20 protein-coding genes, 3 tRNA genes and 3 pseudogenes are annotated in these 21,439 nt (G+C 38.3%); 22 read left to right on the top strand and 4 right to left on the bottom strand.

Annotated features, from left to right (window positions below; genetic code table 11):
- Positions 1 to 7 precede the first annotated feature (7 nt).
- From ABKA15_RS07725 to ABKA15_RS07710, 4 genes are all read right to left on the bottom strand, one after another.
- Positions 8 to 1,363, bottom strand: a complete 1,356-nt coding sequence (locus ABKA15_RS07725; protein WP_049514317.1) for a potassium transporter TrkG — start codon at positions 1,361 to 1,363, stop codon at positions 8 to 10.
- Positions 1,364 to 1,605: 242 nt separating this feature from the next.
- Positions 1,606 to 1,911 (bottom strand): hypothetical protein, encoded by a 306-nt coding sequence (locus ABKA15_RS07720; protein ID WP_264341058.1) that lies wholly within the window; start codon positions 1,909 to 1,911, stop codon positions 1,606 to 1,608.
- Positions 1,912 to 2,061: 150 nt separating this feature from the next.
- Entirely contained in the window at positions 2,062 to 2,178 is a 117-nt protein-coding gene (locus ABKA15_RS07715) for a DUF3278 domain-containing protein (RefSeq protein WP_080984172.1), read from the bottom strand.
- Positions 2,156 to 2,389 carry a helix-turn-helix transcriptional regulator gene (locus ABKA15_RS07710; protein ID WP_049507201.1) on the bottom strand — a complete coding sequence of 78 codons (234 nt, stop codon included), beginning with the start codon at positions 2,387 to 2,389 and terminating at the stop codon, positions 2,156 to 2,158. Before ABKA15_RS07710 ends, ABKA15_RS07715 begins: the two co-directional genes overlap by 23 nt.
- A gap of 149 nt (positions 2,390 to 2,538) precedes the next feature.
- On the opposite strand from ABKA15_RS07710, the gene rsmH reads away from it, so the two are divergent.
- From rsmH to ABKA15_RS07600, 22 genes and pseudogenes are all read left to right on the top strand, one after another.
- On the top strand, positions 2,539 to 3,489 hold the full coding sequence (gene rsmH, locus ABKA15_RS07705; protein ID WP_049514314.1) for a 16S rRNA (cytosine(1402)-N(4))-methyltransferase RsmH: 951 nt from the start codon (positions 2,539 to 2,541) through the stop codon (positions 3,487 to 3,489).
- Positions 3,490 to 3,497: 8 nt separating this feature from the next.
- Positions 3,498 to 3,818 carry a cell division protein FtsL gene (ftsL, locus tag ABKA15_RS07700; RefSeq protein WP_003031041.1) on the top strand — a complete coding sequence of 107 codons (321 nt, stop codon included), beginning with the start codon at positions 3,498 to 3,500 and terminating at the stop codon, positions 3,816 to 3,818.
- A 3-nt stretch (positions 3,819 to 3,821) separates the two neighbouring features.
- Positions 3,822 to 6,077 (top strand): penicillin-binding protein PBP2X, encoded by a 2,256-nt coding sequence (gene pbp2X / locus ABKA15_RS07695; RefSeq protein WP_186832778.1) that lies wholly within the window; start codon positions 3,822 to 3,824, stop codon positions 6,075 to 6,077.
- A 1-nt stretch (position 6,078) separates the two neighbouring features.
- Positions 6,079 to 7,062 (top strand): phospho-N-acetylmuramoyl-pentapeptide-transferase, encoded by a 984-nt coding sequence (gene mraY, locus ABKA15_RS07690; RefSeq protein WP_049514309.1) that lies wholly within the window; start codon positions 6,079 to 6,081, stop codon positions 7,060 to 7,062.
- Positions 7,063 to 7,588: 526 nt separating this feature from the next.
- Positions 7,589 to 9,547, top strand: a complete 1,959-nt coding sequence (locus ABKA15_RS07685; protein WP_350015338.1) for a peptide ABC transporter substrate-binding protein — start codon at positions 7,589 to 7,591, stop codon at positions 9,545 to 9,547.
- 190 nt (positions 9,548 to 9,737) lie between these two features.
- Positions 9,738 to 9,823, top strand: a tRNA-Leu gene (locus ABKA15_RS07680).
- Positions 9,824 to 9,834: 11 nt separating this feature from the next.
- Positions 9,835 to 10,401: pseudogene (locus tag ABKA15_RS07675) on the top strand (gamma-glutamyl-gamma-aminobutyrate hydrolase family protein); the annotation flags it as partial.
- Between the two features lie 50 nt (positions 10,402 to 10,451).
- Positions 10,452 to 10,862 (top strand): effector binding domain-containing protein, encoded by a 411-nt coding sequence (locus ABKA15_RS07670; RefSeq protein ID WP_003073787.1) that lies wholly within the window; start codon positions 10,452 to 10,454, stop codon positions 10,860 to 10,862.
- Between the two features lie 143 nt (positions 10,863 to 11,005).
- Positions 11,006 to 11,091: transfer RNA gene (locus ABKA15_RS07665), tRNA-Leu, on the top strand.
- Positions 11,092 to 11,219: 128 nt separating this feature from the next.
- Positions 11,220 to 12,154, top strand: a pseudogene (locus ABKA15_RS07660) (IS30 family transposase).
- 179 nt (positions 12,155 to 12,333) lie between these two features.
- Complete coding sequence (locus ABKA15_RS07655; RefSeq protein ID WP_003025917.1) at positions 12,334 to 13,215, top strand: class II fructose-bisphosphate aldolase; 882 nt, start codon at positions 12,334 to 12,336, stop codon at positions 13,213 to 13,215.
- Between the two features lie 104 nt (positions 13,216 to 13,319).
- A pseudogene (locus ABKA15_RS07650) lies at positions 13,320 to 13,781 on the top strand (GNAT family N-acetyltransferase).
- Between the two features lie 50 nt (positions 13,782 to 13,831).
- Positions 13,832 to 13,904, top strand: a tRNA-Thr gene (locus ABKA15_RS07645).
- A gap of 222 nt (positions 13,905 to 14,126) precedes the next feature.
- Complete coding sequence (locus tag ABKA15_RS07640) at positions 14,127 to 14,573, top strand: LytTR family DNA-binding domain-containing protein (RefSeq protein ID WP_049514692.1); 447 nt, start codon at positions 14,127 to 14,129, stop codon at positions 14,571 to 14,573.
- A gap of 5 nt (positions 14,574 to 14,578) precedes the next feature.
- Complete coding sequence (locus ABKA15_RS07635; protein WP_049514694.1) at positions 14,579 to 15,241, top strand: membrane protein; 663 nt, start codon at positions 14,579 to 14,581, stop codon at positions 15,239 to 15,241.
- 134 nt (positions 15,242 to 15,375) lie between these two features.
- On the top strand, positions 15,376 to 15,564 hold the full coding sequence (gene rpmB / locus ABKA15_RS07630) for a 50S ribosomal protein L28 (protein WP_003025909.1): 189 nt from the start codon (positions 15,376 to 15,378) through the stop codon (positions 15,562 to 15,564).
- A 175-nt stretch (positions 15,565 to 15,739) separates the two neighbouring features.
- Positions 15,740 to 16,105 carry an Asp23/Gls24 family envelope stress response protein gene (locus tag ABKA15_RS07625; RefSeq protein ID WP_003031118.1) on the top strand — a complete coding sequence of 122 codons (366 nt, stop codon included), beginning with the start codon at positions 15,740 to 15,742 and terminating at the stop codon, positions 16,103 to 16,105.
- A gap of 2 nt (positions 16,106 to 16,107) precedes the next feature.
- On the top strand, positions 16,108 to 17,775 hold the full coding sequence (locus ABKA15_RS07620; protein WP_049514696.1) for a DAK2 domain-containing protein: 1,668 nt from the start codon (positions 16,108 to 16,110) through the stop codon (positions 17,773 to 17,775).
- Between the two features lie 285 nt (positions 17,776 to 18,060).
- Positions 18,061 to 18,936, top strand: a complete 876-nt coding sequence (locus ABKA15_RS07615; RefSeq protein WP_022525422.1) for an ABC transporter ATP-binding protein — start codon at positions 18,061 to 18,063, stop codon at positions 18,934 to 18,936.
- A 13-nt stretch (positions 18,937 to 18,949) separates the two neighbouring features.
- Positions 18,950 to 19,684: an ABC transporter permease gene (locus ABKA15_RS07610; protein ID WP_003043605.1), complete on the top strand. Its 735-nt coding sequence runs from the start codon at positions 18,950 to 18,952 to the stop codon at positions 19,682 to 19,684.
- Between the two features lie 3 nt (positions 19,685 to 19,687).
- Complete coding sequence (locus ABKA15_RS07605) at positions 19,688 to 20,785, top strand: sensor histidine kinase (RefSeq protein WP_186832772.1); 1,098 nt, start codon at positions 19,688 to 19,690, stop codon at positions 20,783 to 20,785.
- On the top strand, positions 20,782 to 21,381 hold the full coding sequence (locus tag ABKA15_RS07600) for a response regulator transcription factor (RefSeq protein WP_186832771.1): 600 nt from the start codon (positions 20,782 to 20,784) through the stop codon (positions 21,379 to 21,381). Before ABKA15_RS07605 ends, ABKA15_RS07600 begins: the two co-directional genes overlap by 4 nt.
- Positions 21,382 to 21,439: the final 58 nt, after the last annotated feature.

The following is a 21,439-nucleotide window of genomic DNA, read 5'->3' as shown; positions in this document are numbered from 1 at the left end:
TTCCTTCCTATCCAATAATAATATTTGCATTGGCAAATTTAATTGTGTCTTTTTTCTTCGGTTTTCGATTGGAAAGACTGACAATTAAGGTCAATGGTCCGATACGTCCGATAAACATTAAAAACATAATCACCGTTAAGGCGGCATGGTTTAAAGTAGGTGTTAGATTTGCCGTTACGCCCACCGTTCCAAGAGCAGACATGGCTTCAAACATTAAGTAAATAAAACGATGTCCATTATCAGCGACCATAGTCAAAAAAGTCAAGCCAATGATAAAGGTTGTTGTAAAGACAATCAAGACACTAAAGGCTTTTTGAATGGTAGAGGGAGAAAACGTATGGTGGCCAAAATTAGTATGAGGCAAGCCAAGGATTTCCGTTCGGGCAAAGGCTAATACGACCAAAAAAGTAGTGATTTTTAAGCCCCCTGCCGTTCCTCCGGGAGCACCTCCTAGAAACATCTGAATGATGTAAAGGAGAAGGGTTACTGGGCGAGCTTGTGTATAGTCAATTGTTGCAAATCCAGCTGTCCGCATGGTGACGGTTTGAAAGAAGCTGACTAAAAGTTTCTTTTCAAAGGGAAGTCGACCAATCGTAGCTGTATTTTGGTATTCTGTTAGAAATGTCAAGCAGGTTCCACTGATTAAGATGAGAGCCGTTAAAGCAAGAACCAATTTTGTGTGAAAGCGCAATTTTCGCTTATGTCCTTTTGTCTGGATATTTGTTTTTAAGTCAAACCAAACTGAAAAACCCAAGCCTCCCATGATAATCAAAGCAGCAATGGTCAAATTGACCAAGGCATCTGTTTTGTATGCCAATAAGCTAGTGCTTCCTAAGTTGTCAAATCCAGCATTACAAAATGCAGAGATAGCAAGGAAAATGGAAGTTAGAAGTCCTTTTCCCCATCCTAAAAGGGGGACAAAGCGAAAACTGAGGATAAATGCTCCAAGAGTTTCAATGCTGAAAGTAATAAGAAAAATGGAGCGAAGAAAGTCGCGAATAGAATTTGTCTCATCTCGACTAAGACTTTCTTGTAAAGTAGTACGATTGGAAAAACTGAGTTTTTGATTGGAACGTACATAAATCAGCCCAATAAAGCTAATCAGCCCCAATCCGCCAATCTGAATGAGGAGCATGCAGATGATTTGCCCCCAAACATTGTAAGTATCTGCAACAGACTGCGTAAAAAGCCCCGTCACACAAACCATTGAAACTGATGTAAAGAGGTGGTCAAAATAATTAGCTTTAGAGGTCGCTGTCTGCATAAAAGGCAGATTTAAAAGAAGAGAACCCACCACAATCACAAGGGCAAAACTCAATAAAATGCGCCTAGCAGGAGATAATCTGGATAAAAAACGTGACATTCGTATCTTCCTTCATAGAATAATGACTTTATTTTACCACAAAGCAGCTTAAAAGACGAGAAGGAAGGCGCAAGAAGTCTAGTCCTTCTTTAAAAGTTTTCGACCGAAAAATATGCAACCAGCAATCACTGCTACATCTAACCAGAACAAGATTGGATCTGTTAAGATGAAGAAAAAGTAGAAGGAAATGATAAGGAGAATTACTAGAAGAGGTAAGATAATTTTTTTATATTGTTGAAGTTTCATTTAAGTTTAGCCTTTCTATTTTCTTTCTTTTTTTCTAGGAGTTCTATTTGTGGAAAGTAGATCATACCGCCAACGAGTGGTCCGATAATGAGGAATCCCACAATGAGCAAAATGACAAGTGGACTAGTTAGGGAACGCCAGAGAGCATGTAAATAGTTTACTTTCCAGTCTAGCGATTTTTGAAAAACTATCCATAAAAAGATAGCAAGGGGCAATAAAATAGCTGTCAGAATCGCTTGCCTTTTCAGTTGTTGTGGCGTGATTGGTAAGGTTGGAAGCTCTTCTTTATCAAACTTTTGCACACCTCGGTCTTCAGTCTTTAGGTAGACGATTTCTTGTGTTAAAAGTGCTAGCAATAATATAAATATAGGAAATGCGATTGCAATCACTTTGGGGAAATAAATTCCCAAAATAGAAGCCATAAGACTAGAGAATAGCAAAATATAATAAAGTCAGATAAAAGTCGCGCTGCTGGCTTTGCCAATCTCTCGCCGTCGATATTCATCTAGTGGTCCGACAATTCTAAATATACGTTTGATTAGTTTGTCAGTTAAAGATTCCTTTTTCATTTTTGTATCCCTTCAAATCATTCTTGTCATTCCAAAAAAGTGTGTTTAGGTCTGTTCCCAAAGCTAGTGCTAGGTTAATGCAAAGTTCTAGTGTGGGATTATATTTGTTGTTTTCAATCATGTTAATTGTCTGCCGCGAAACGCCGATCTTTTTAGCAAGTTCTAATTGTGATAGCCCAAGACTATTTCGGAATTCTCTCACGCGATTCATGCATTTCTCCTTATTTTGATGTCAAATATAACTGACGTTTGTGATTTTATTATAAAAATCCTTGGCTGATATGTCAAGTATAATTGACAAAAAACTTTACATGATTCTAAAATTCTTTTTTTAAATCTTTGTGGTATAATAGTAAAGATATGACAAATGAATTTCATCATGTAACAGTTCTTCTGCACGAAACCATTGATCAACTTGATATAAAACCAAATGGAGTCTATGTTGATGCAACATTAGGTGGAGCAGGACATAGTGAATATTTATTGAGTAAATTAGGGAAAAACGGTCATCTATATGCTTTTGATCAAGATCAGACTGCTATTGAGCATGCTCAAAAACGCTTAGCGTCGTATGTTGAACAAGGAATGGTGACTTTTATCAATGACAATTTTCGTCATTTAAAAGCTCGCTTGAATGAACTAGGTGTTGAAGAAATTGATGGTATTTGTTATGATTTAGGAGTTTCGAGTCCGCAACTTGATGAGCGTGAGCGTGGCTTTTCCTATAAACAAGATGCTCCGCTTGATATGCGAATGAATCGTGAGGCAAAGCTAACAGCTTATGAAGTAGTTAATCAATATAGCTATCATGATTTAGTGCGGATTTTTTTTAAGTATGGAGAAGATAAATTTTCAAAACAAATTGCTCGTAAAATTGAGCAAATGCGTGAAAAGAAACCGATTGAAACCACTACGGAGTTGGCGGAGATTATTAAATCTGCTAAGCCTGCCAAGGAATTAAAGAAAAAAGGTCATCCAGCTAAACAGATTTTTCAAGCTATTCGTATTGAGGTCAATGATGAATTGGGCGCAGCAGATGAGTCTATTCAACAGGCAATGGATTTGTTAGCAGTTGATGGGCGGATTTCTGTGATTACCTTTCATTCGTTAGAAGACCGCTTGGCCAAGCAGCTTTTTAAAGAAGCTTCAACAGTGGAGGTCCCGAAAGGTTTACCATTTATTCCAGAGGATTTACAACCTAAAATGAAATTGGTTACTCGGAAACCTATTTTACCAAGTAAAGAAGAACTAGATAACAATAATCGCGCGCATTCAGCCAAGCTGCGTGTGGCACAAAAAGTACATAAGTGAGGATTGAGATGGCAAATAATAGACCAAGAACGACTAGTCAGATACTTCAGGCGCGTATTCAAAGATTTTCTCGTGTTGAAAAGGCATTTTATGGCGCTATAGTCTTGACGGCAGTTATCTTAGCGACAAGTGTCGTATTTATGCAGACAAAATTATTGCAAGTGCAGCGTGATTTAACAACTGTCAATTCAAAAATTGAAGCGAAGCGAACAGAGTTAGATGATGCCAAGCAAGAGGTTAATGAATTGATCCGTAGTGAACGTTTGTCAAAATTAGCGAGTTCGCAAGAAATGACTCAGAATAATGAAAATATCAGAACGGCGGAGTAGAGCATGAATGGACTCAGAAGACGAATTTTAAACCATGCTTTGAAAAATCGTAGGAATCCTAGTTACAACCGTAGACGAGTAGGGAAAAATCTAAGCGTTTTGACGGTTTTTGTCTTTTTTGTTTTCCTAATCAATTTTGCAATTATCATTGGAACGGGAAAGAAATTTGGTGTGAATTTAGCGGAACAGGCAAGTCAAGTGCATCAAATCACAAAGATTGTCCCAGCTAAACGTGGAACTATTTATGACCGTAATGGTTTGCCAATAGCTGAAGATGCGACTTCCTATAATGTTTATGCTGTTATTGATAAAAGTTATAAGTCAGCAACAGGAGAAATTCTCTATGTAGAAGAATCTCAATACGATAAGGTAGCTGATGTATTTAACAAGTATCTTGGTATGGACAAGGACTACGTCAAAAAACAACTATCTCGAAAAAAATTACAACAAGTTTCGTTTGGTACTCAAGGGAATGGTATCAGTTATAGCAATATGAATACCATTCGTGAGGAATTGAAAAAAGCGAAAGTAAAGGGAGTTGATTTCACAACTAGTCCAAATAGAAGCTATAAAAATGGGAATTTTGCTTCTGTTTTTGTTGGATTGGCTCAGTTACAAGAAAATAAAGATGGTAGTAAAACACTTGTTGGAACGACAGGTTTAGAAGCTGCTTTAAACAAAACGTTAGCTGGAACAAATGGTGTCATCACCTATGAAAAAGATAAAAACGGAAATATAGTACCGGGATCAGACAAGGTTTCAAGGCAAACACAAGATGGAAAAGATGTTTATACAACCTTATCTTCAGACTTACAGTCTTTCCTTGAAACGCGGATGAATACTTTTGTGGAAAAAGCCAAAGGAACTTATGCCAGTGCCACATTAGTCAGTGCAAAAACTGGAGAAATCCTTGCAACGACGCAGCGTCCAAGTTTTGATGCTGATACAAAGCAAGATCTGACAAAAGACTTTGCTTGGTCTAGTGCTCTCTATCAAAATCAGTATGAACCTGGCTCAACGATGAAGGTCATGACACTAGCTGCAGCTATAGACAATAACACTTTCCCAGAAAATGAAACGTATAATAATAGTGGCTTACAAATTGCGGATGTAACAATTCGAGACTGGAATGTCAACATGGGACTTTCTGAAGGACAGACATTAACCTATGCTCAAGGTTTTGCTCTTTCTAGTAATGTGGGAATGGCTTCTCTTGAGAAAAAAATGGGTGATGAAAAATGGCTAGACTATCTTAGCAAGTTTAAATTTGGACTACCCACACGCTTTGGAATGAATTATGAAGATTACGGCGGTCTTCCGGCAGATAATATCGTTACTTATGCAATGAGTGCTTTTGGTCAAGGGATTTCAGTTACTCAGATACAAATGTTACGTGCTTTTTCTTCTATCGCCAATGATGGTGTAATGGTTGAACCAAAATTCATCAGTGCAATTTATGATTCAAAAAGTGGAAGTGCGCGTAAGGCTTCTACAGAAATTGTCGGGCACCCTGTTTCCAAAGATGCTGCTAAGTCAACGAGAGACCATATGGTGACTGTCGGTACAGATCCTATTTACGGAACCTTATATAGCAAGGCAGAAGGTCCGATTATCAAAGTGCCTAATCAAAATGTGGCAGTTAAATCCGGTACAGCACAAATTGCCGGAGAAAATGGCAGTGGTTATCTGACAGGGGCAAATGATTACATCTATTCTGTTGTAGCAATGACACCAGCAGAAAATCCTGATTTCATCATGTATGTAACTCTGAAACAGCCTTCAGAATCTTTCCAACCAATCTTCTGGAAAGAAGTTGTCAATCCGGTGTTAGAAGAAGCTGCAGCGATGAAGGATACGTTGAACTTGACGACGCAATCACCTGTTTTAAAATCGGTTTCAAAAGAAATAACTTATAAAATGCCATCTACTAAAAATACCAGCCCTGGTGATTTAGCGGATGAGTTACGACGCAATCTTGTACAACCTATTATCCTAGGTACTGGTAAAAATATTAAGAAAGTTTCTGTAAGAACAGGTGAAGTGCTAAAATCCAATCAGCAAATCCTTGTCTTAACAGATGACTTTACTGAAATGCCGGATATGTACGGTTGGACCAAGAAAAATGCTGAAACATTCGGTGAATGGTTGGGCATAAAAGTGCATGTTAAGGGTAAAGGCTCTAAAGTCGTTGCCCAAAGTGTCAAAACCAATGCATCACTCAAGAAAATAAAAGAAATAACAATTACATTAGGAGATTAGCATGTTACAAGCTATCGTTGCAGGTGTTGTGACCTTTATTCTAACTTTGGTGGGAATACCTGCTTTTATTCATTTTTATCATAAAGCCCATATTTCTGGGCAACAAATGCACGAGGATGTGAAGCAGCACCGAGCAAAAGCGGGAACTCCAACCATGGGTGGGACTGTTTTCTTGCTAGCTTCCGTTTTGTCCAGTTTTGTGATTGCACTTATATCAAGAGAACTCTCAAGCGCTGCTTTGATGATATTGTTTATTCTTGTTTTGTACGGTATTGTTGGTTTCTTGGATGACTTTTTAAAGATTTTTCGCAAAATAAATGAAGGCTTAAATCCCAAACAAAAATTAGTTCTTCAAATTATTGGTGGTATTGTTTTTTACTTTTTCTTTGATACTCATGGCGGAGGTGACTTACTCAATGTTTTTGGCTTCCCACTTCATTTAGGTTATCTTTATATCGCTTTTGCACTTTTTTGGCTGGTCGGTTTTTCCAATGCAGTCAATTTAACAGATGGTATTGATGGGTTAGCTAGCATTTCTGTTACAATCAGTTTGGCAGCTTATGCAGTTATTGCAACTGTTCAGCATCGTTTTGATATTTTAATTGTCATTTTGAGTATGATTGGCGGTCTGCTCGCCTTCTTCATCTTCAATCATAAACCTGCCAAGATTTTTATGGGAGATGTAGGAAGTTTAGCTCTCGGTGGTATGTTAGCAGCCATTTCGATGGCGCTTCATCAAGAATGGACGCTTCTCATCATTGGAATTGTCTATGTCTTTGAGACAACTTCGGTCATGATGCAGGTTTCTTATTTCAAATTGACCGGTGGTAAACGGATTTTCCGGATGACACCAGTTCATCACCATTTTGAATTAGGTGGTTTGTCAGGACATGGTAAAGCTTGGAGCGAATGGAAGGTCGATTTCTTTTTCTGGGGCATTAGTCTTGTAGCTAGCTTACTAACACTTGCAATTTTATATTTATAAGAGAAACGAGGCGGGGACAATATTATTTCTGCCTCGCTTTTTTGTGACGAAAACTTCGTCCCTACCTCACTAGCCTTCTAGATTGCTGAATAACCACCCTTCTGAGAGATGAGGTTAGAAACTAAAACATGCAAATTTTATCTCTGGATGTCTCTTTTTTTGGTTTTTAAAGAGCAGAAAATCCGAAAAATATATTAAAAAATCATGATTTTTCTTGTACTTATACGAAAAAAGTGTATAATAGGTTCAATATTTAGTTGAAGGAGGGGAGTAGTTGCTATCTTCATAAAGTAAAATAGCTTATTTTTTAACTTTAAAAGAATGTTTATTCAATTTGAATCAAAAAATAGAATTTATTATTTTTGTTTCTTTATGTATTTTGTGGCTTATTTTAATCATATTATGCAGAAAATAACTAGTATTTTGAATAAATAATATTTTCTGTCAAAAACAGCTCTTTACTTTTTGAGAATATTTCGGTATAATATTCAATGTAATAAGATGTGACATTAGAGGAGGTTTATCTATGAAATCATCAAAATGGATTATTGCAACAGGAGTTGTGCTAAGTGCTGGAATCCTATTATCAGGCTGTGGCAAGTCAGCTTCTAGCACATCAACTTATTCATACGTGTATACACAAGATCCAGATACGCTAAATTATCTGATGGCGAACCGTGCGACAACATCAGATGTTGTGACTAACTTAGTTGATGGATTATTGGAAAATGACCAATACGGAAATTTAGTTCCGTCGCTGGCTAAGTCATGGACAGTCTCCAAAGATGGCTTGACGTACACGTATAAATTACGTAAAGATGCTAAATGGTACACATCAGAAGGTGAAGAGTACGCAAATGTAAAAGCGCAAGACTTTGTAACTGGTTTGAAATACGCCGCAGATAATAAATCAGAAGCCCTTTACCTCGTTCAAGATTCTGTCAAAGGTTTGGATGCTTACATCAAGGGGGAAACGAAAGATTTTTCAACAGTTGGAGTAAAAGCTCTAGATGACTATACAGTACAGTATACACTCAGCCGTGCAGAGACTTATTGGAATTCAAAAACGACCAATAATATCCTCTTCCCAGTCAATGCAGATTTCTTGAAATCACAAGGAAAGAATTTTGGTTCTGTAAAACCAACCAGCATTCTATACAATGGTCCTTATCTATTGAAGTCTCTGACAGCCAAGTCTTCTATGGAATTTGCTAAAAATCCTCATTACTATGATAAAAAGAATGTTCATTTGGATAACATTAAATTGACATATTATGACGGATCTGACCAAGAAGCCCTTATCCGTAACTTCACAGATGGTGCCTATAGTGCAGCTCGTCTATATCCAAATAGCTCTAGTTTTGCTTCTGTTAAAAAACAATATGCTAACAATATCATCTATAGTTTGCAAGATGCGACCAGCTACTATTATAACTTTAACTTAAATCGTCAGTCTTACAACCATACATCTAAGAAAACAGATGCTCAAAAGGCTGCGACACAAGAAGCGGTGCTAAATAAAGCTTTCCGCCAAGCTATCAACTTTGCCTATAATCGTACTTCTTATGGTGCACAAAGTAATGGGAAAGACGGAGCGACAAAGGTATTGCGGAACACACTCGTGCCACCAACATTTGTTTCTATCGGTGATAAAACGTTTGGTGATGTTGTGTCTTCTAAATTGGTAAACTATGGCTCAGAATGGTCAAATATGAATTTGGCCGATGCACAAGATGCTTATTACAATCCAGAAAAAGCCAAGGCGAAGTTTGCTCAAGCTAAAGCAGAATTGCAAGCAAAGGGTGTTCAGTTCCCTATACACTTAGATGTACCGGCTGGTCAGACAAGTAAAACTGGTGTTCAATGGGAAAGTTCCATGAAGCAATCTGTTGAGTCTGTCTTGGGCACAGAAAATGTTGTCATTGATATTCAACAAATGAGTTCAGATGAATTAAATAATATCAGTTATTTTGCTAATACAGCTGCTCAAAAGGACTATGATCTGTATAATGGTGGTTGGTCTGGTGACTATCAAGACCCATCTACTTATTTAGATACATTGAATACAAAAAATGGTGGTAGTTTACAAAACTTCGGTTTGGAACCAGGTCAAGAAAATGATAAGATTAAGGCAGTTGGACTGGACACATATACAGAGATGCTAGCAGAAGCAAATGCTGAAACCAATGAAGCTACACGCTATGAAAAATATGCCGAAGCGCAAGCGTGGTTGATTGATAGCGGTTTAACAATGCCCAATCTTTCTCTTGGAGGAACGCCGTCTGTGACGAAAACAGTTCCATTTAGCCGTTCTTATTCATTAGTTGGAATCAAAGGAGGCTCAAGCAATTACTTTAAATATGTCAAATTGCAAGACAAAATTGTAACAACAAAAGAATACGAAAGTGCTAAAAAGAAATGGCTAAAAGAAAAAGAAATCTCTAATAAAAAAGCACAAGATAACTATGAAAATCATGTGAAATAAGTACAAGAAATTTCTATGGCTACTAAGTTTCATAGAAATTTCTTTTTGTACGAAATGGGCTATCATTCAAGTTCTTTTTAATAATGTTACCTAGCATCAACATTTAGGATTATTGATTGGATGCCTCACTTTTTCAAAAAATTTCTTGACAAGGTATTTCTCTCCTGTTATATTAGTAAAGTATTCAATCGCGGGGATGGTGGAATTGGCAGACGCGCAGGACTAAGGATCCTGTGACCGCTTTAGGTCGTGATGGTTCAAGTCCCTCTCTCCGCATGAGATAAGCTGGTTTTGGTCAGAGAGGAACTGAGGGTAAAATTCAGGCAATCCTCTATGCGCGTGAGCAGGATGTGCCTATGTTGGGCATTTGCTTGGGTATGCAGTTAACCTGTGTTGAATTCGCCCGTCACGTCCTAGGACTGGCAGATGCCAACTCAGCGGAGCTTAATCCAGACACATTGTATCCAATCATTGACCTCATGCGTGATCAGATTGATGTCGAGGACTTGGGTGGAACGCTGAGACTGGGGCTCTATCCTTCTAAGGTTAAGCGCAATTCTAAAGCAGCGGCAGATTATGACTATCAAGAAATCGTGCAACGTTGTCATCGCCATCGCTATGAGTTTAACAATGCTTTCCGCGAGCAGTTTGAGGCAACCGGATTTGTATTTTCTGGAGTTTTACCAGACAATCGCTTGGTCGAAATAGTGGAAATCCCAGAAAACAAATTCTTTGTGGCCTGTCAGTATCACCCAGATCTTTCCAGGTGCCCGAACCGACCTGAAGGTCTTTATACGGCCTTTGTCACAGCAGTGGAAGAGCCAGGAGAGATAGACTTGCTTTTTCTAGGATAAGCGATTTTTCTAGAGAAATATTATAATGAAAAACAAAAGGAGGGAAGAAGATGTTTCTAAACATTTTAGCTAGTATTCGTACTAATAATTTTCAAGATGAGCATTGTATAGAAAAAATCCAAGCTCTCTGGCAGGAACAAGAGGGGGCTGTGAAAGAAGCTTTTGCCCAAGGGGAACCAGTCTATGCTGTCTATCATGATTATGCTAGTGATTACAAAGGAGACTACAGTCTCTCTATCTGCCGTTTGACAGATGGGGAACTCTATGATTTTGATACCTCTGAGCAGACCTATCAAGTGTTTGAAGCGGATAAGGAGGATTCTCAAGCGGTTCTTCATGCTTGGCAGAGGATTTGGCAGGCAGAAGAAACAGGTGAGCTTCATCGGGACTACACTATTGACTTTGAAAAATACGATCCCGACCAAACTGTGGCTGTCTTTGTTGCGACTCAGAAGCACTGAGTTTTCTGTGTTCCTGTCTTAGCTTTATTTTCGCTTAGATTTCCCAGTCTTGCTACTTGAGTAGAAAGTTGATTTTTTGAAATAAAGTCAAAATTTTCTTGACAAGCCTTAGCTGTCCTGTTATACTAGTAAAGTACTCAATCGCGGGGATGGCGGAATTGGCAGACGCGCAGGACTAAGGATCCTGTGACCGCTTTAGGTCGTGAGGGTTCAAGTCCCTCTCTCCGCATGAGATAAGCTGGCTTCGGTCAGTTTTTTGTTTTGATAAATTGTAAAATATAGTGCAACAAAAAACCTCATAGTGTTTCATTGGTGTAAACTGTAAGTAACCACACAAACAGAACCCGAGGAAAAACTATGAGCTACTCCCATCTTACCATAACCGACCGAATAAAGATAGAAACTTACTTGGAATTAGGTTTGAAATCTTGCCAAATTGCAAATAAACTTGGCGTCCATAAGTCTACTATTTCAAGAGAGTTAAGACGATGCCAAAATGGTTATTCCGCAGTCTTAGCACAGGAAGAGTACGATCGCAGGGCCAAACAAAAAGGTCGGAAGTCTTGTTTGACACCAAAGTTGAAAAAGGAAATTGAGGAAGGTTTAAAATCCTCCTGGTCGCCCGAACAGATTTGTGGTCGCTATCAGCTTGAACAAAAGCCAATGGTAACTTTTAAAACTATCTATAACTGGCTCTATGCTGGTTTGATTATCTGGATTTGAGCGTCCTTCGTCGTAAAGGAAAAACTCGACAACCCAAAGAAACACGTGGAACATTTAGGATTGGTACGTCGATTGCCAAACGTCCTAAAGAGGTCAGGAATCGTAAAACTTTTGGTCACTGGGAGCTCGATACTGTAGTGTCTCCCAGAGGCCAAAGCAAGGGGTGTTTAGCAACTTTTCTGGAGCGAAAAACGCGCTTTTACTTAGCTTTCAAGATACTAGACAGAACTGCCAAATCCATGTTTTCAGCCATCGAACAACTTTGTAGGCTATTTCCAAAAGAGGCTCTTAAAACCTTCACTTCAGACAGAGGAAAAGAGTTTGCTTGCTATCCTATGGTAGAAAACTTAGGAATTTCCTTTTTCTTTGCGGATGCCTATTCATCCTGGCAGAGAGGAAGCAATGAAAACGCCAATGGCTTACTAAGAGAATATTTCCCAAAGAAAACAGATTTAGCCGCTATCTCTGATGAGGCTTTGAACAAGGCCTTATATGATATCAATCACCGACCACGAAAATGTTTAGCTTACAGAACTGCTTGTGAAGCTCTAGAGGATGAGTTCGAATAAATGTTGCACTTATTCTTGCAATTTATCTTTTATCATTTTGAACTGTGAGGCAGGAAATTTTGTTTTATAAGAGAAAACGCTTAAAAAATTAGGAAACACTGGTATTTTTTCCTAAAAAGTGATAAAATAAACAATGTAAATGGGAAAACCCATAAAAATAAATAGGAGGCCTAATACTAATGGCAATCGTTTCAGCAGAAAAATTTGTCCAAGCAGCTCGTGACAATGGTTATGCAGTTGGTGGATTTAATACAAACAACCTTGAGTGGACTCAAGCTATCTTGCGTGCAGCAGAAGCTAAAAAAGCTCCAGTTCTTATCCAAACTTCTATGGGTGCTGCTAAATATATGGGCGGTTACAAAGTATGTAAACTTCTCATCGAAAACCTTGTAGAATCAATGGGAATTACTGTACCAGTTGCTATTCACCTTGACCATGGTCATTATGAAGATGCACTTGAATGTATCAAAGTTGGTTACACTTCAGTTATGTTTGATGGTTCTCATCTTCCAGTTGAAGAAAACCTTGAAAAAGCTCGCAAAGTTGTTGAGTTTGCGCATGCAAATGGCGTGTCAGTAGAAGCTGAAGTTGGTACAATCGGTGGCGAAGAAGATGGTATCATCGGTGACGGTGAATTAGCTCCAATCGAAGATGCAAAAGCAATGGTTGAAACTGGAATTGACTTCCTTGCAGCAGGTATTGGTAACATTCATGGACCATACCCAGCTAATTGGAAAGGTCTTCACCTTGACCACTTGCAAAAATTGACAGAAGCTGTCCCTGGATTCCCAATCGTACTTCATGGTGGTTCAGGTATTCCTGATGACCAAATCCAAGCAGCTATCAAATTGGGTGTTGCTAAAGTAAATGTAAACACTGAATGTCAAATTGCCTTTGCAAAAGCTACTCGTAAATTCGTTGCTGAATACGAAGCAAACGAAGCAGAATACGATAAGAAGAAACTCTTTGACCCACGTAAATTCTTGAAACCAGGTTTTGAAGCAATTACAGAAGCTGTTGAAGAACGTATCGACGTATTTGGTTCAGAAGGTAAAGCTTAATTAGGCTTACCAAATCAACAAGAAAATCTCGCCTTGTGCGGGATTTTTGTTGATTGTTGAATACATAAAAGATAAAAATTTGTTGGCAGGAATGGGAGAGAGAAATGGCTCAGATTAAAGAAATCAAGAAAGAGGAGCAGAAGTTAGCGATTGCAGCTGAGATTTTGTCTGATTTACCAGAGTGGTTTGGTATTCCAGATAGTACTCAAGCCTATATTGAGGCGGCTGGGAAACTTCATGTCTGGGGAACTTATGAAGGTGATGATCCGCTTGGTTTTATTAGTTTGTCCTATTCTAGTGAAGACTGTGCAGAGATTGACTGCCTAGCTATCAAGAAAGACTATCATAGGCAAGGGATTGGATCAAAGTTAGTGAAGGTCTTGGAAATGGCAGCAAGATAACAGGTTGACTATTTACAAGTCAAAACAGTGGCACCGGGTCATTATCCAACCTACGATAGAACGAATGCTTTCTATCAGGCTCAAGGTTTTAAAAAATTAGAAATCTTCCCTCGGCTGTGGGATTCACATAATCCCTGCATGGTTTTAATCAAGAAAATTTCCTAAAAACTTCTTGACAAAAAAATTTGACGTGTTAGAATAAGAATGTGTTGAATGCCGATTTAGCTCAGTTGGTAGAGCAACGCACTCGTAACGCGTAGGTCGTAGGTTCAAGCCCTATAATCGGCATCATTGAAGGTCTTCAAACAGTGATTTGAAGGCTTTTTGTTTATTGTCTATTAAGCAATGTTGCGTAAAAAGGTGCTAGAATCTGATTAGCTTATGAAAAAGCAAAGAAGTTATTCAGATTTCACGACCACTTGCGTCTCGAAATGAACCACTTACTGAAAACCGCTTGAATTTCACGAACCAATTGTTATAATAAAATAAAGAAAAACGAGGGGAGCGTTTATGAAAATTCGAGTTGAGCTAGATTCTAATCTGGAAGAAGCAGAAATTGTCATTAAGGCACCTCGCTTTGATGAGCAGATAGAGCGCGTTCAGCGTTCTCTGGAAGAAGTTGCTAAGCCGTCTATTCTTTTTTACAAAGATACGAGCGAATACTATGTTGATTTAGCGGATATTCTCTTTTTTGAGACAGAGGGAAATAAGATTTTTGCACATGCTCGAAATAATGCTTATGAAGTAAAGCTGAAATTGTATGAGCTGGAAGAATGCTTGCCACGCTATTTCTGCCGTATTTCTAAGTCAACGATTACGAATATTAAAGCAATTTATTCGTTGGAAAAGTCTTTTTCAGGGACCAGTAGCATTCGCTTTTATGATACTCATAAACAAGTGCATGTGTCTCGGCATTATTTTCAATTTTTAAAAGAAAAATTAAGTGAAATGAGGTAAATATTATGAGAAAAACATTGTTTGGAATGGGGCTTTTGGTATTGGCAGGCTGGGTGCTACTACAAGGAAATTTTGGTATTCCGCTTATTGATTTCAATTTTTGGCCGATGTTCGTTGTGCTTGGATTTGCTTACTTTGCGATTGAAAATTTTTGGAGAGGAAATTTATCTGGTGGGGTTATTTTAGCCATTATTTCCTTAATCGTTGCAAATAGTAGCTATCACTTTTTGCCAATCTCATCTGGAACGATTTTCTTAGCAGGGATTCTGGCTTCTATTGGTATTGGATTGATTTTTAAACCAAAACGGATTTGGGGCGTTTATCGTGGTTCAAATACTCACCGCATTATAAATGGAGACATCAATTTTGGAAGTGGTACGCGCTACATCAATTCAGAAGATTTTACTTATGAAACGCTAGATTGTACCTTTGGTAATGCCACAGTTTACTTTGATAATGCCACGATAAAAGGCGATTCTGCTACCTTTGATGTTGATGTATCTTTTGGGAATGCAACGTTATATGTGCCTAGTAATTGGCGTGTGGAGTTAGACGTAGACAATGCTTTTGGCACAGTTACCAATCCCCGTAACATCAATGAGAAAGACAAGACCCTCTATGTAAAGGGAGATGTATCTTTCGGTCGTTTGGGAATTATCTATATTTAAGACTGATGGATTGGACTGCCTTGGCTAAATTTTGAAATATAGAGAAAATAGTCTTGCAAAATCATAGAAATTGTGATAAAATCTTACGGTATGTGGTATAAAACCCGTGAAACTAATCAGGAGGACAAGTATCAATGGCAAAAGTATGTTACTTTACAGGTCGCAAAACTGTATCAGGAAATAACCGCTCTCACGCAATGAACCAAACAAAACGTACTGTGAAACCAAATCTTCAAAAGGTGACAATCTTAGTTGATGGTAAACCTAAGAAAGTTTGGGCTTCAGCACGTGCCCTTAAATCAGGCAAAGTTGAACGCGTTTAATTTATGAAGAATCGGACCTCTGGGGTCCTTTTTCTTTTTGCATAAGAAAATAGATTTTTTACGACAAGGAAAATCCCCAACATTGACTGAATCCTTTCTAATTATGTACTCTCTCTTTTACAGTCCGCGTAAAATATGGTAAAATAAACTATAAAATACTTTTGAGGTAGAAACTATGACTGTAAAAATCAATACAAAAGATGGTCAAATCGAACTGACAGATGATGTCATTGCGACAATTGTTGGTGGGGCAGCAACTGAAATTTTTGGTGTTGTCGGAATGGCCAGTAAAAATGCCATTAAAGATAATTTCCAAGCTTTATTAGGCAAAGAAAATTATGCGAAAGGCGTTGTAGTAAAGACCACGGACGAAGGTAGCATTGCTGTTGATGTGTATACAGTTTTGAGCTATGGTACCAAGATCAGTGAAGTGTCTAAAAATATTCAAGAACGTGTGAAATTCAGTCTTGAAAATCAGCTTGGAATTACTGCCGAAACAGTAAATGTCTATATCCAAAATATTAAAGTTGTAGGAGAATAATCGTGTCAAATATTACTACTAGTTTATTTCAAGAAATGGTGCAGTCTGCATCTACTCGTTTGAATAAACAGGCTGAATATGTCAATTCTTTAAATGTTTTTCCTGTGCCAGACGGTGATACAGGTACCAATATGGGAATGACCATTGAAAATGGTGCAAAGGAAGTTGCGGACAAATCTGCTTCTACTGTTGGTGAGGTAGCTGGAATTTTTGCAAAAGGGCTCTTAATGGGTGCGCGTGGAAATTCTGGCGTTATCACTTCTCAGCTTTTCCGTGGTTTCTCTCAAAGTGTAAAAGAAAAGGAAGAGCTAACAGGACAAGATTTAGCCCTTGCTTTTCAGTCTGGAGTGGAAGTGGCCTATAAAGCTGTGATGAAGCCGGTTGAAGGAACGATTTTGACGGTTTCTCGTGGAGCTGCAATTGGTGCCAAGAAAAAAGCAGAAGAGACTAATGATGCTGTTGAAGTCATGAAAGCAGCTCTTGATAGTGCTAAGGTGGCTCTTGCTAAAACACCTGACATGCTTCCGGTCTTAAAAGAAGTTGGTGTTGTGGACTCTGGTGGTCAAGGTCTTGTTTTCATTTATGAAGGCTTTTTGTCAGCATTAACAGGCGAATATATTGCGTCTGAAGAATTTCAAGCAACGCCTGCAACTATGACAGAAATGATCAATGCAGAACACCATAAGTCAGTAGCTAGTCATGTGGCAACAGAAGACATCAAATATGGTTATTGTACGGAAATCATGGTAGCCTTGAAAAAAGGTCCAACGTATGTAAAAGAATTTGACTATGATGAATTCCGCAACTATTTGAATGAACTGGGCGACTCACTTCTTGTCGTAAACGATGATGAAATCGTAAAAGTTCATGTTCACACGGAAGACCCTGGTCTGGTCATGCAAGAAGGATTGAAATACGGAAGCCTTGTCAAGGTCAAAGTAGATAATATGCGCAATCAGCACGAAGCGCAGGTTGAAAAAGAAGAACGTGAAAATAGCCAGCCAACAGAAGAAAAAGAATATGCTATTATTGCGGTAGTTGCAGGAGAAGGATTGTCAGATATCTTTAAGGCACAAGGTGTGGACTATATCATCTCTGGCGGGCAAACGATGAATCCTTCAACAGAAGATTTCATCAAGGCTGTTGAACATGTGAATGCTCGTCATATCATTATTCTGCCAAACAACAAAAATATTTTCATGGCGGCGCAATCAGCGGCTGAAGTGATAGAACAACCTGCTGTAGTGATTGAAACAAGAACGATTCCGCAAGGTTTGACTAGCTTGTTAGCTTTTGACCCAAGCAAATCCATTGAAGACAACCATGATCGTATGACGGCTGCTCTTGCTGATGTTGTCAGTGGTAGTGTGACGACAGCTGTTCGTGATACAACGATTGATGGTCTTGAAATTCATGAAAACGATAACCTTGGTATGGTGGATGGAAAAATTGTTGTTTCCAATCCAGACATGTTGACGACATTGAATGAAACTTTTAGCAAAATGCTAGATGTAGATAGTGAGATTGTAACGATTTATATCGGTGAAGACGGTAGTGAAGACTTGGCTAATGAACTAGCGCAAGATATTACTGAAAAATTTGAAGATGTAGAAGTAGAAATACATAATGGCGGACAGCCAGTTTATCCATACCTTTTTAGTGTTGAATAAAACAGAAGAATTATTGCGAAGGGCGACTCGATGGAATCGTCTTTTTTATGACATTTGTCATGTTGAGCGATGACAAAATCATCTAGTGGCGATAAAAGAGTTGAGATATAATGAAAGTAACAAGAGGAAATGTAGAGTTATAAACCAAGTCTACAACCTGTTTTATTCTTCTTGCTGCAAGTAACTTTGTGGTAATCTAATCGTTGACCAGAAACTTCCTGAGCCAATTGCTAGGACTTCTGTATGTGTTGCATTTCCACCAATAAAAATAATGAGGAGAAAAAGATGAAGCTGATTGAGGTGAACCGTTTATCTAAAAAGATTCGTGGGAAAGAAATTTTGAAAGATATCTCTTTTACTATTAACGAGGGAGAATGTGTGGCGTTGATTGGTCCAAATGGAGCTGGGAAAACCACGCTCATGGATTGTTTGCTAGGTGATAAGTTTCTTACAAGTGGGCAGGCTAGTGTTCGAGGATTAAAGCCAACAGATGAGCAATTAAAGCAGATTGTTGCCATTTTACCACAAGAAAATACAGTTGTGGCAGATTTGAAGGTAAAAGAACTACTGAACTTTTTTCAAAGTATTTACCCACGTAGTTTAACTAATCAAGAAGTTGATGCCCTTTTGACATTTACGGATAAGCAAAAAGATCAGCTAGCCAGCAAATTATCTGGTGGGCAAAAACGGTTGTTTTCTTTTATTTTAGCTCTTATTGGCCGACCTAAAATTCTCTTTTTAGATGAGCCGACTTCTGCTATGGATACTTCCACTCGGCAGCATTTTTGGGAAATTGTGGATGAATTGAAGCAAAAGGGTGTGACCATTATTTACTCTTCTCACTATATTGAGGAAGTAGAGCATACAGCAGATCGGATTTTGGTTTTGCATAAGGGTGAATTGATTCGTGATACGACGCCTTACGCTATGCGCAGCGAAGAACAAGAAAAACACTTTACTATTCCGCTTTCTTACCAAGCTATTTTGGAAAGGTTACCTGAAGTGACCGAAATTGAAATCAAGCAAAATGCTCTCTCCTTTGCAACTAGAAAGGCTGGTCAAGTGTGGCAAGTCTTGGTAGAGAATGGTTGTACGATTGAGGAAGTAGAAGTGCGCAACCGGACACTATTGGATAGTATTTTTGAGACAACGCAAGAGTAAAAGGAGATGTATCATGAAAAATATGAGAAGTTTAATGAAGGTTGAATTGATTTTAATGAAGCGCCAAGCGGCTTATTATCTATTATCTATTGGATTGCCTAGTGTCTTTTATCTGATTTTCTCAGGTATGATGTCTGGGAGTGCCACCCCTACACTTGTACTCCAAACCTATCTCTTTTCTATGACAGTTTTTAGTATTATGTCCAGTGCTTTCTTTAGTATTCCAAGCACCTTGCAGTCTGATAAAACTAATAATTGGCAAAAAATGCTTCAACACTCACCTGTTTCTATGATAGAATATTATATATCCAAACTTTTCAGTGCTTTACTGACTTTCCTTCTTTCCATAGTCGTTGTATTTTCTGTTGGACATTTTGTTCGTGGAGTCAATCTTCCTGCAATGGATTGGTTAATCATCGCCCTAATTATTTTGTTTGGAAGTTTGGTTTTCATTGCTATGGGAGTACTAGTGAGTTTGCTTCCCAGCGCTCAGCTTATGTCTGTTGTGGGGAATATTGCCTATATGGCTTTGGCAGTCCTGGGTGGTCTTTGGTTTCCTTTGACCATGTTTCCAAAATGGCTCCAATCAATCGGTAAGTTGACTCCTAGTTATCAACTCATGCAGATTGTATCTTCTTATTTGGAACATCGCGAGTTTAATGCCATTGCAGCACTGATTGTTCTGGTTTACACAGTTGGTGTCAGCCTAGTGGTTCTTCAACTCAAAAAACGGATTGAGGTAAAATAATTTATGTGGAAAAAACTAAAAAATATTCACTATCTGTTTCATATTGCTTTAGTTTTTATTGTTTTTCCAATAGCGGGGGTCATCAGCGGGGACTACTCGCTTTTGCTCTTGTTGTGGACAGCATTTTTTATCGGAGCTTATTACAATCTTCTACTCGATAATCATCCGTTTCACCAGTGGCTGTCTTGGTGGATAATGATTGCCTACATTTTTTATAGTTCTATTTGGTTAAATCCAAGTTTTGTTTGGTACATCTTTTATCTATCAAATCTACTAATCTATCACTTTAATGAAATTCCATTTAAATCTTGGCGTTTTTGGTCCTTTTTTACCTTACAGCCAATCATTCTGTTTTCTATTTTTCTTAGAAATCCGAGTGATTTATCTTATCTGATATTTTTGATTGCGACCTTTTTATTTGCTGATTTATTGACCTTCGGATTGTATCGCATGCAGGTGGCTGAATTGCTTCAGGAGGAAAAAAGAAAGCAGAATGCTCAACTCAATCTGTTTCTAGCTGAAAATGAGCGCAATCGTATTGGACGAGACCTACATGATAGTCTAGGACATACATTTGCTATGCTCAGTGTCAAGACAGAATTAGCACAACAGTTTCTTCAAATGAAATCCTATGAGAAAGCTGGTAAAGAATTGCAGGAAGTGCATGAAATTAGCAAGCAGTCTATGGCAGATGTGCGACGGATTATTGATAATCTAAAAACACGAACCTTGGATGAGGAGTTAGTGACTATTCAGGCTATGCTGGAAATGAGTGGGATTCGGGTACAAGTACAGCATCAACTCAATATTGCTAGCATCGCACCGAATATTCAATCAAGCTTAAGTATGGTTCTACTAGAATTAGCAACAAATATCATCAAGCATGCTCAAGCAAGCAGTTGCCAAATTCATCTGTATTTTGAAAAAAATAGGTTAATAGCAGATGTTGAGGATAATGGGAAAGGTTTCAAAATTGCCACAGGAAAAGAGTTGCATTCTATTCGGGAGCGTGTGGAATCATTGTCTGGACAAGTAGAGATTTTAAGCTGTAAACAGCCAACTAAGATTCGAATAAACTTACCAATGGAGGGATTCAAATGAAATTGTTAGTCGCCGAAGATCAAAGCATGCTAAGAGATGCTCTGTGCCAATTGCTAGAACTGCAATCAGACGTGGAAACGGTTCATCAGGCTTCTAATGGGCAGGAGGCAATGACTCTGTTGCAATCTCACAAGATAGATGTGGCTATTTTAGATGTGGAAATGCCTAAGCAAACAGGTCTGGATGTGTTGGAATGGGTCAAGGAGAAGCAGCCAACTGTCAAAGTTGTTATTGTCACCACATTTAAACGTCCTGGTTACTTTGAGCGAGCGATTAAAGCAGATGTAGATGCTTATGTCTTAAAAGAACGCAGTATAGCCGACCTTATGAAAACGATTCATACTGTGTTAGGCGGAAAAAAAGAATATTCTCCTGAGTTGATGGAAGTCATGATGACAAGTAAAAATCCCTTGTCCAATCAAGAAATTTTGGTTTTGCAAGCGGCAGCAAGAGGTCTGTCTAGCAAAGAAATCGCTCAAAAGCTTTATCTGTCAAATGGTACCGTTCGTAATTATATGTCAAGCATTCTAACGAAATTAGCAGCGGAAAATCGATTGGAAGCGGTTCGAATTGCGCAAGAAAATGGTTGGATCTAAACTAGATATTGTGAGATATTAAAGAGAAATTTAACATAGTGATTTAACTAGTTTTTAT

The sequence above is a fragment of the Streptococcus sp. KHUD_010 genome, from assembly GCF_040207525.1.
GTDB lineage: Bacteria > Bacillota > Bacilli > Lactobacillales > Streptococcaceae > Streptococcus > Streptococcus hominis.
This window is presented reverse-complemented; position numbering and strand designations above follow the sequence as displayed.

Bases quoted from the DNA above. Each gene is read 5' to 3' on its own strand.
- ABKA15_RS07725 (WP_049514317.1), bottom strand. From the start codon at position 1,363: ATGTCACGTTTTTTATCCAGATTATCTCCTGCTAGGCGCATTTTATTG.
- ABKA15_RS07715 (WP_080984172.1), bottom strand. From the start codon at position 2,178: ATGAAAAAGGAATCTTTAACTGACAAACTAATCAAACGTATATTTAGA.
- ABKA15_RS07710 (WP_049507201.1), bottom strand. From the start codon at position 2,389: ATGAATCGCGTGAGAGAATTCCGAAATAGTCTTGGGCTATCACAATTA.
- rsmH (WP_049514314.1), top strand. From the start codon at position 2,539: ATGACAAATGAATTTCATCATGTAACAGTTCTTCTGCACGAAACCATT.
- ftsL (WP_003031041.1), top strand. From the start codon at position 3,498: ATGGCAAATAATAGACCAAGAACGACTAGTCAGATACTTCAGGCGCGT.
- pbp2X (WP_186832778.1), top strand. From the start codon at position 3,822: ATGAATGGACTCAGAAGACGAATTTTAAACCATGCTTTGAAAAATCGT.
- mraY (WP_049514309.1), top strand. From the start codon at position 6,079: ATGTTACAAGCTATCGTTGCAGGTGTTGTGACCTTTATTCTAACTTTG.
- ABKA15_RS07685 (WP_350015338.1), top strand. From the start codon at position 7,589: ATGAAATCATCAAAATGGATTATTGCAACAGGAGTTGTGCTAAGTGCT.
- ABKA15_RS07670 (WP_003073787.1), top strand. From the start codon at position 10,452: ATGTTTCTAAACATTTTAGCTAGTATTCGTACTAATAATTTTCAAGAT.
- ABKA15_RS07655 (WP_003025917.1), top strand. From the start codon at position 12,334: ATGGCAATCGTTTCAGCAGAAAAATTTGTCCAAGCAGCTCGTGACAAT.
- ABKA15_RS07640 (WP_049514692.1), top strand. From the start codon at position 14,127: ATGAAAATTCGAGTTGAGCTAGATTCTAATCTGGAAGAAGCAGAAATT.
- ABKA15_RS07635 (WP_049514694.1), top strand. From the start codon at position 14,579: ATGAGAAAAACATTGTTTGGAATGGGGCTTTTGGTATTGGCAGGCTGG.
- rpmB (WP_003025909.1), top strand. From the start codon at position 15,376: ATGGCAAAAGTATGTTACTTTACAGGTCGCAAAACTGTATCAGGAAAT.
- ABKA15_RS07625 (WP_003031118.1), top strand. From the start codon at position 15,740: ATGACTGTAAAAATCAATACAAAAGATGGTCAAATCGAACTGACAGAT.
- ABKA15_RS07615 (WP_022525422.1), top strand. From the start codon at position 18,061: ATGAAGCTGATTGAGGTGAACCGTTTATCTAAAAAGATTCGTGGGAAA.
- ABKA15_RS07610 (WP_003043605.1), top strand. From the start codon at position 18,950: ATGAAAAATATGAGAAGTTTAATGAAGGTTGAATTGATTTTAATGAAG.
- ABKA15_RS07605 (WP_186832772.1), top strand. From the start codon at position 19,688: ATGTGGAAAAAACTAAAAAATATTCACTATCTGTTTCATATTGCTTTA.
- ABKA15_RS07600 (WP_186832771.1), top strand. From the start codon at position 20,782: ATGAAATTGTTAGTCGCCGAAGATCAAAGCATGCTAAGAGATGCTCTG.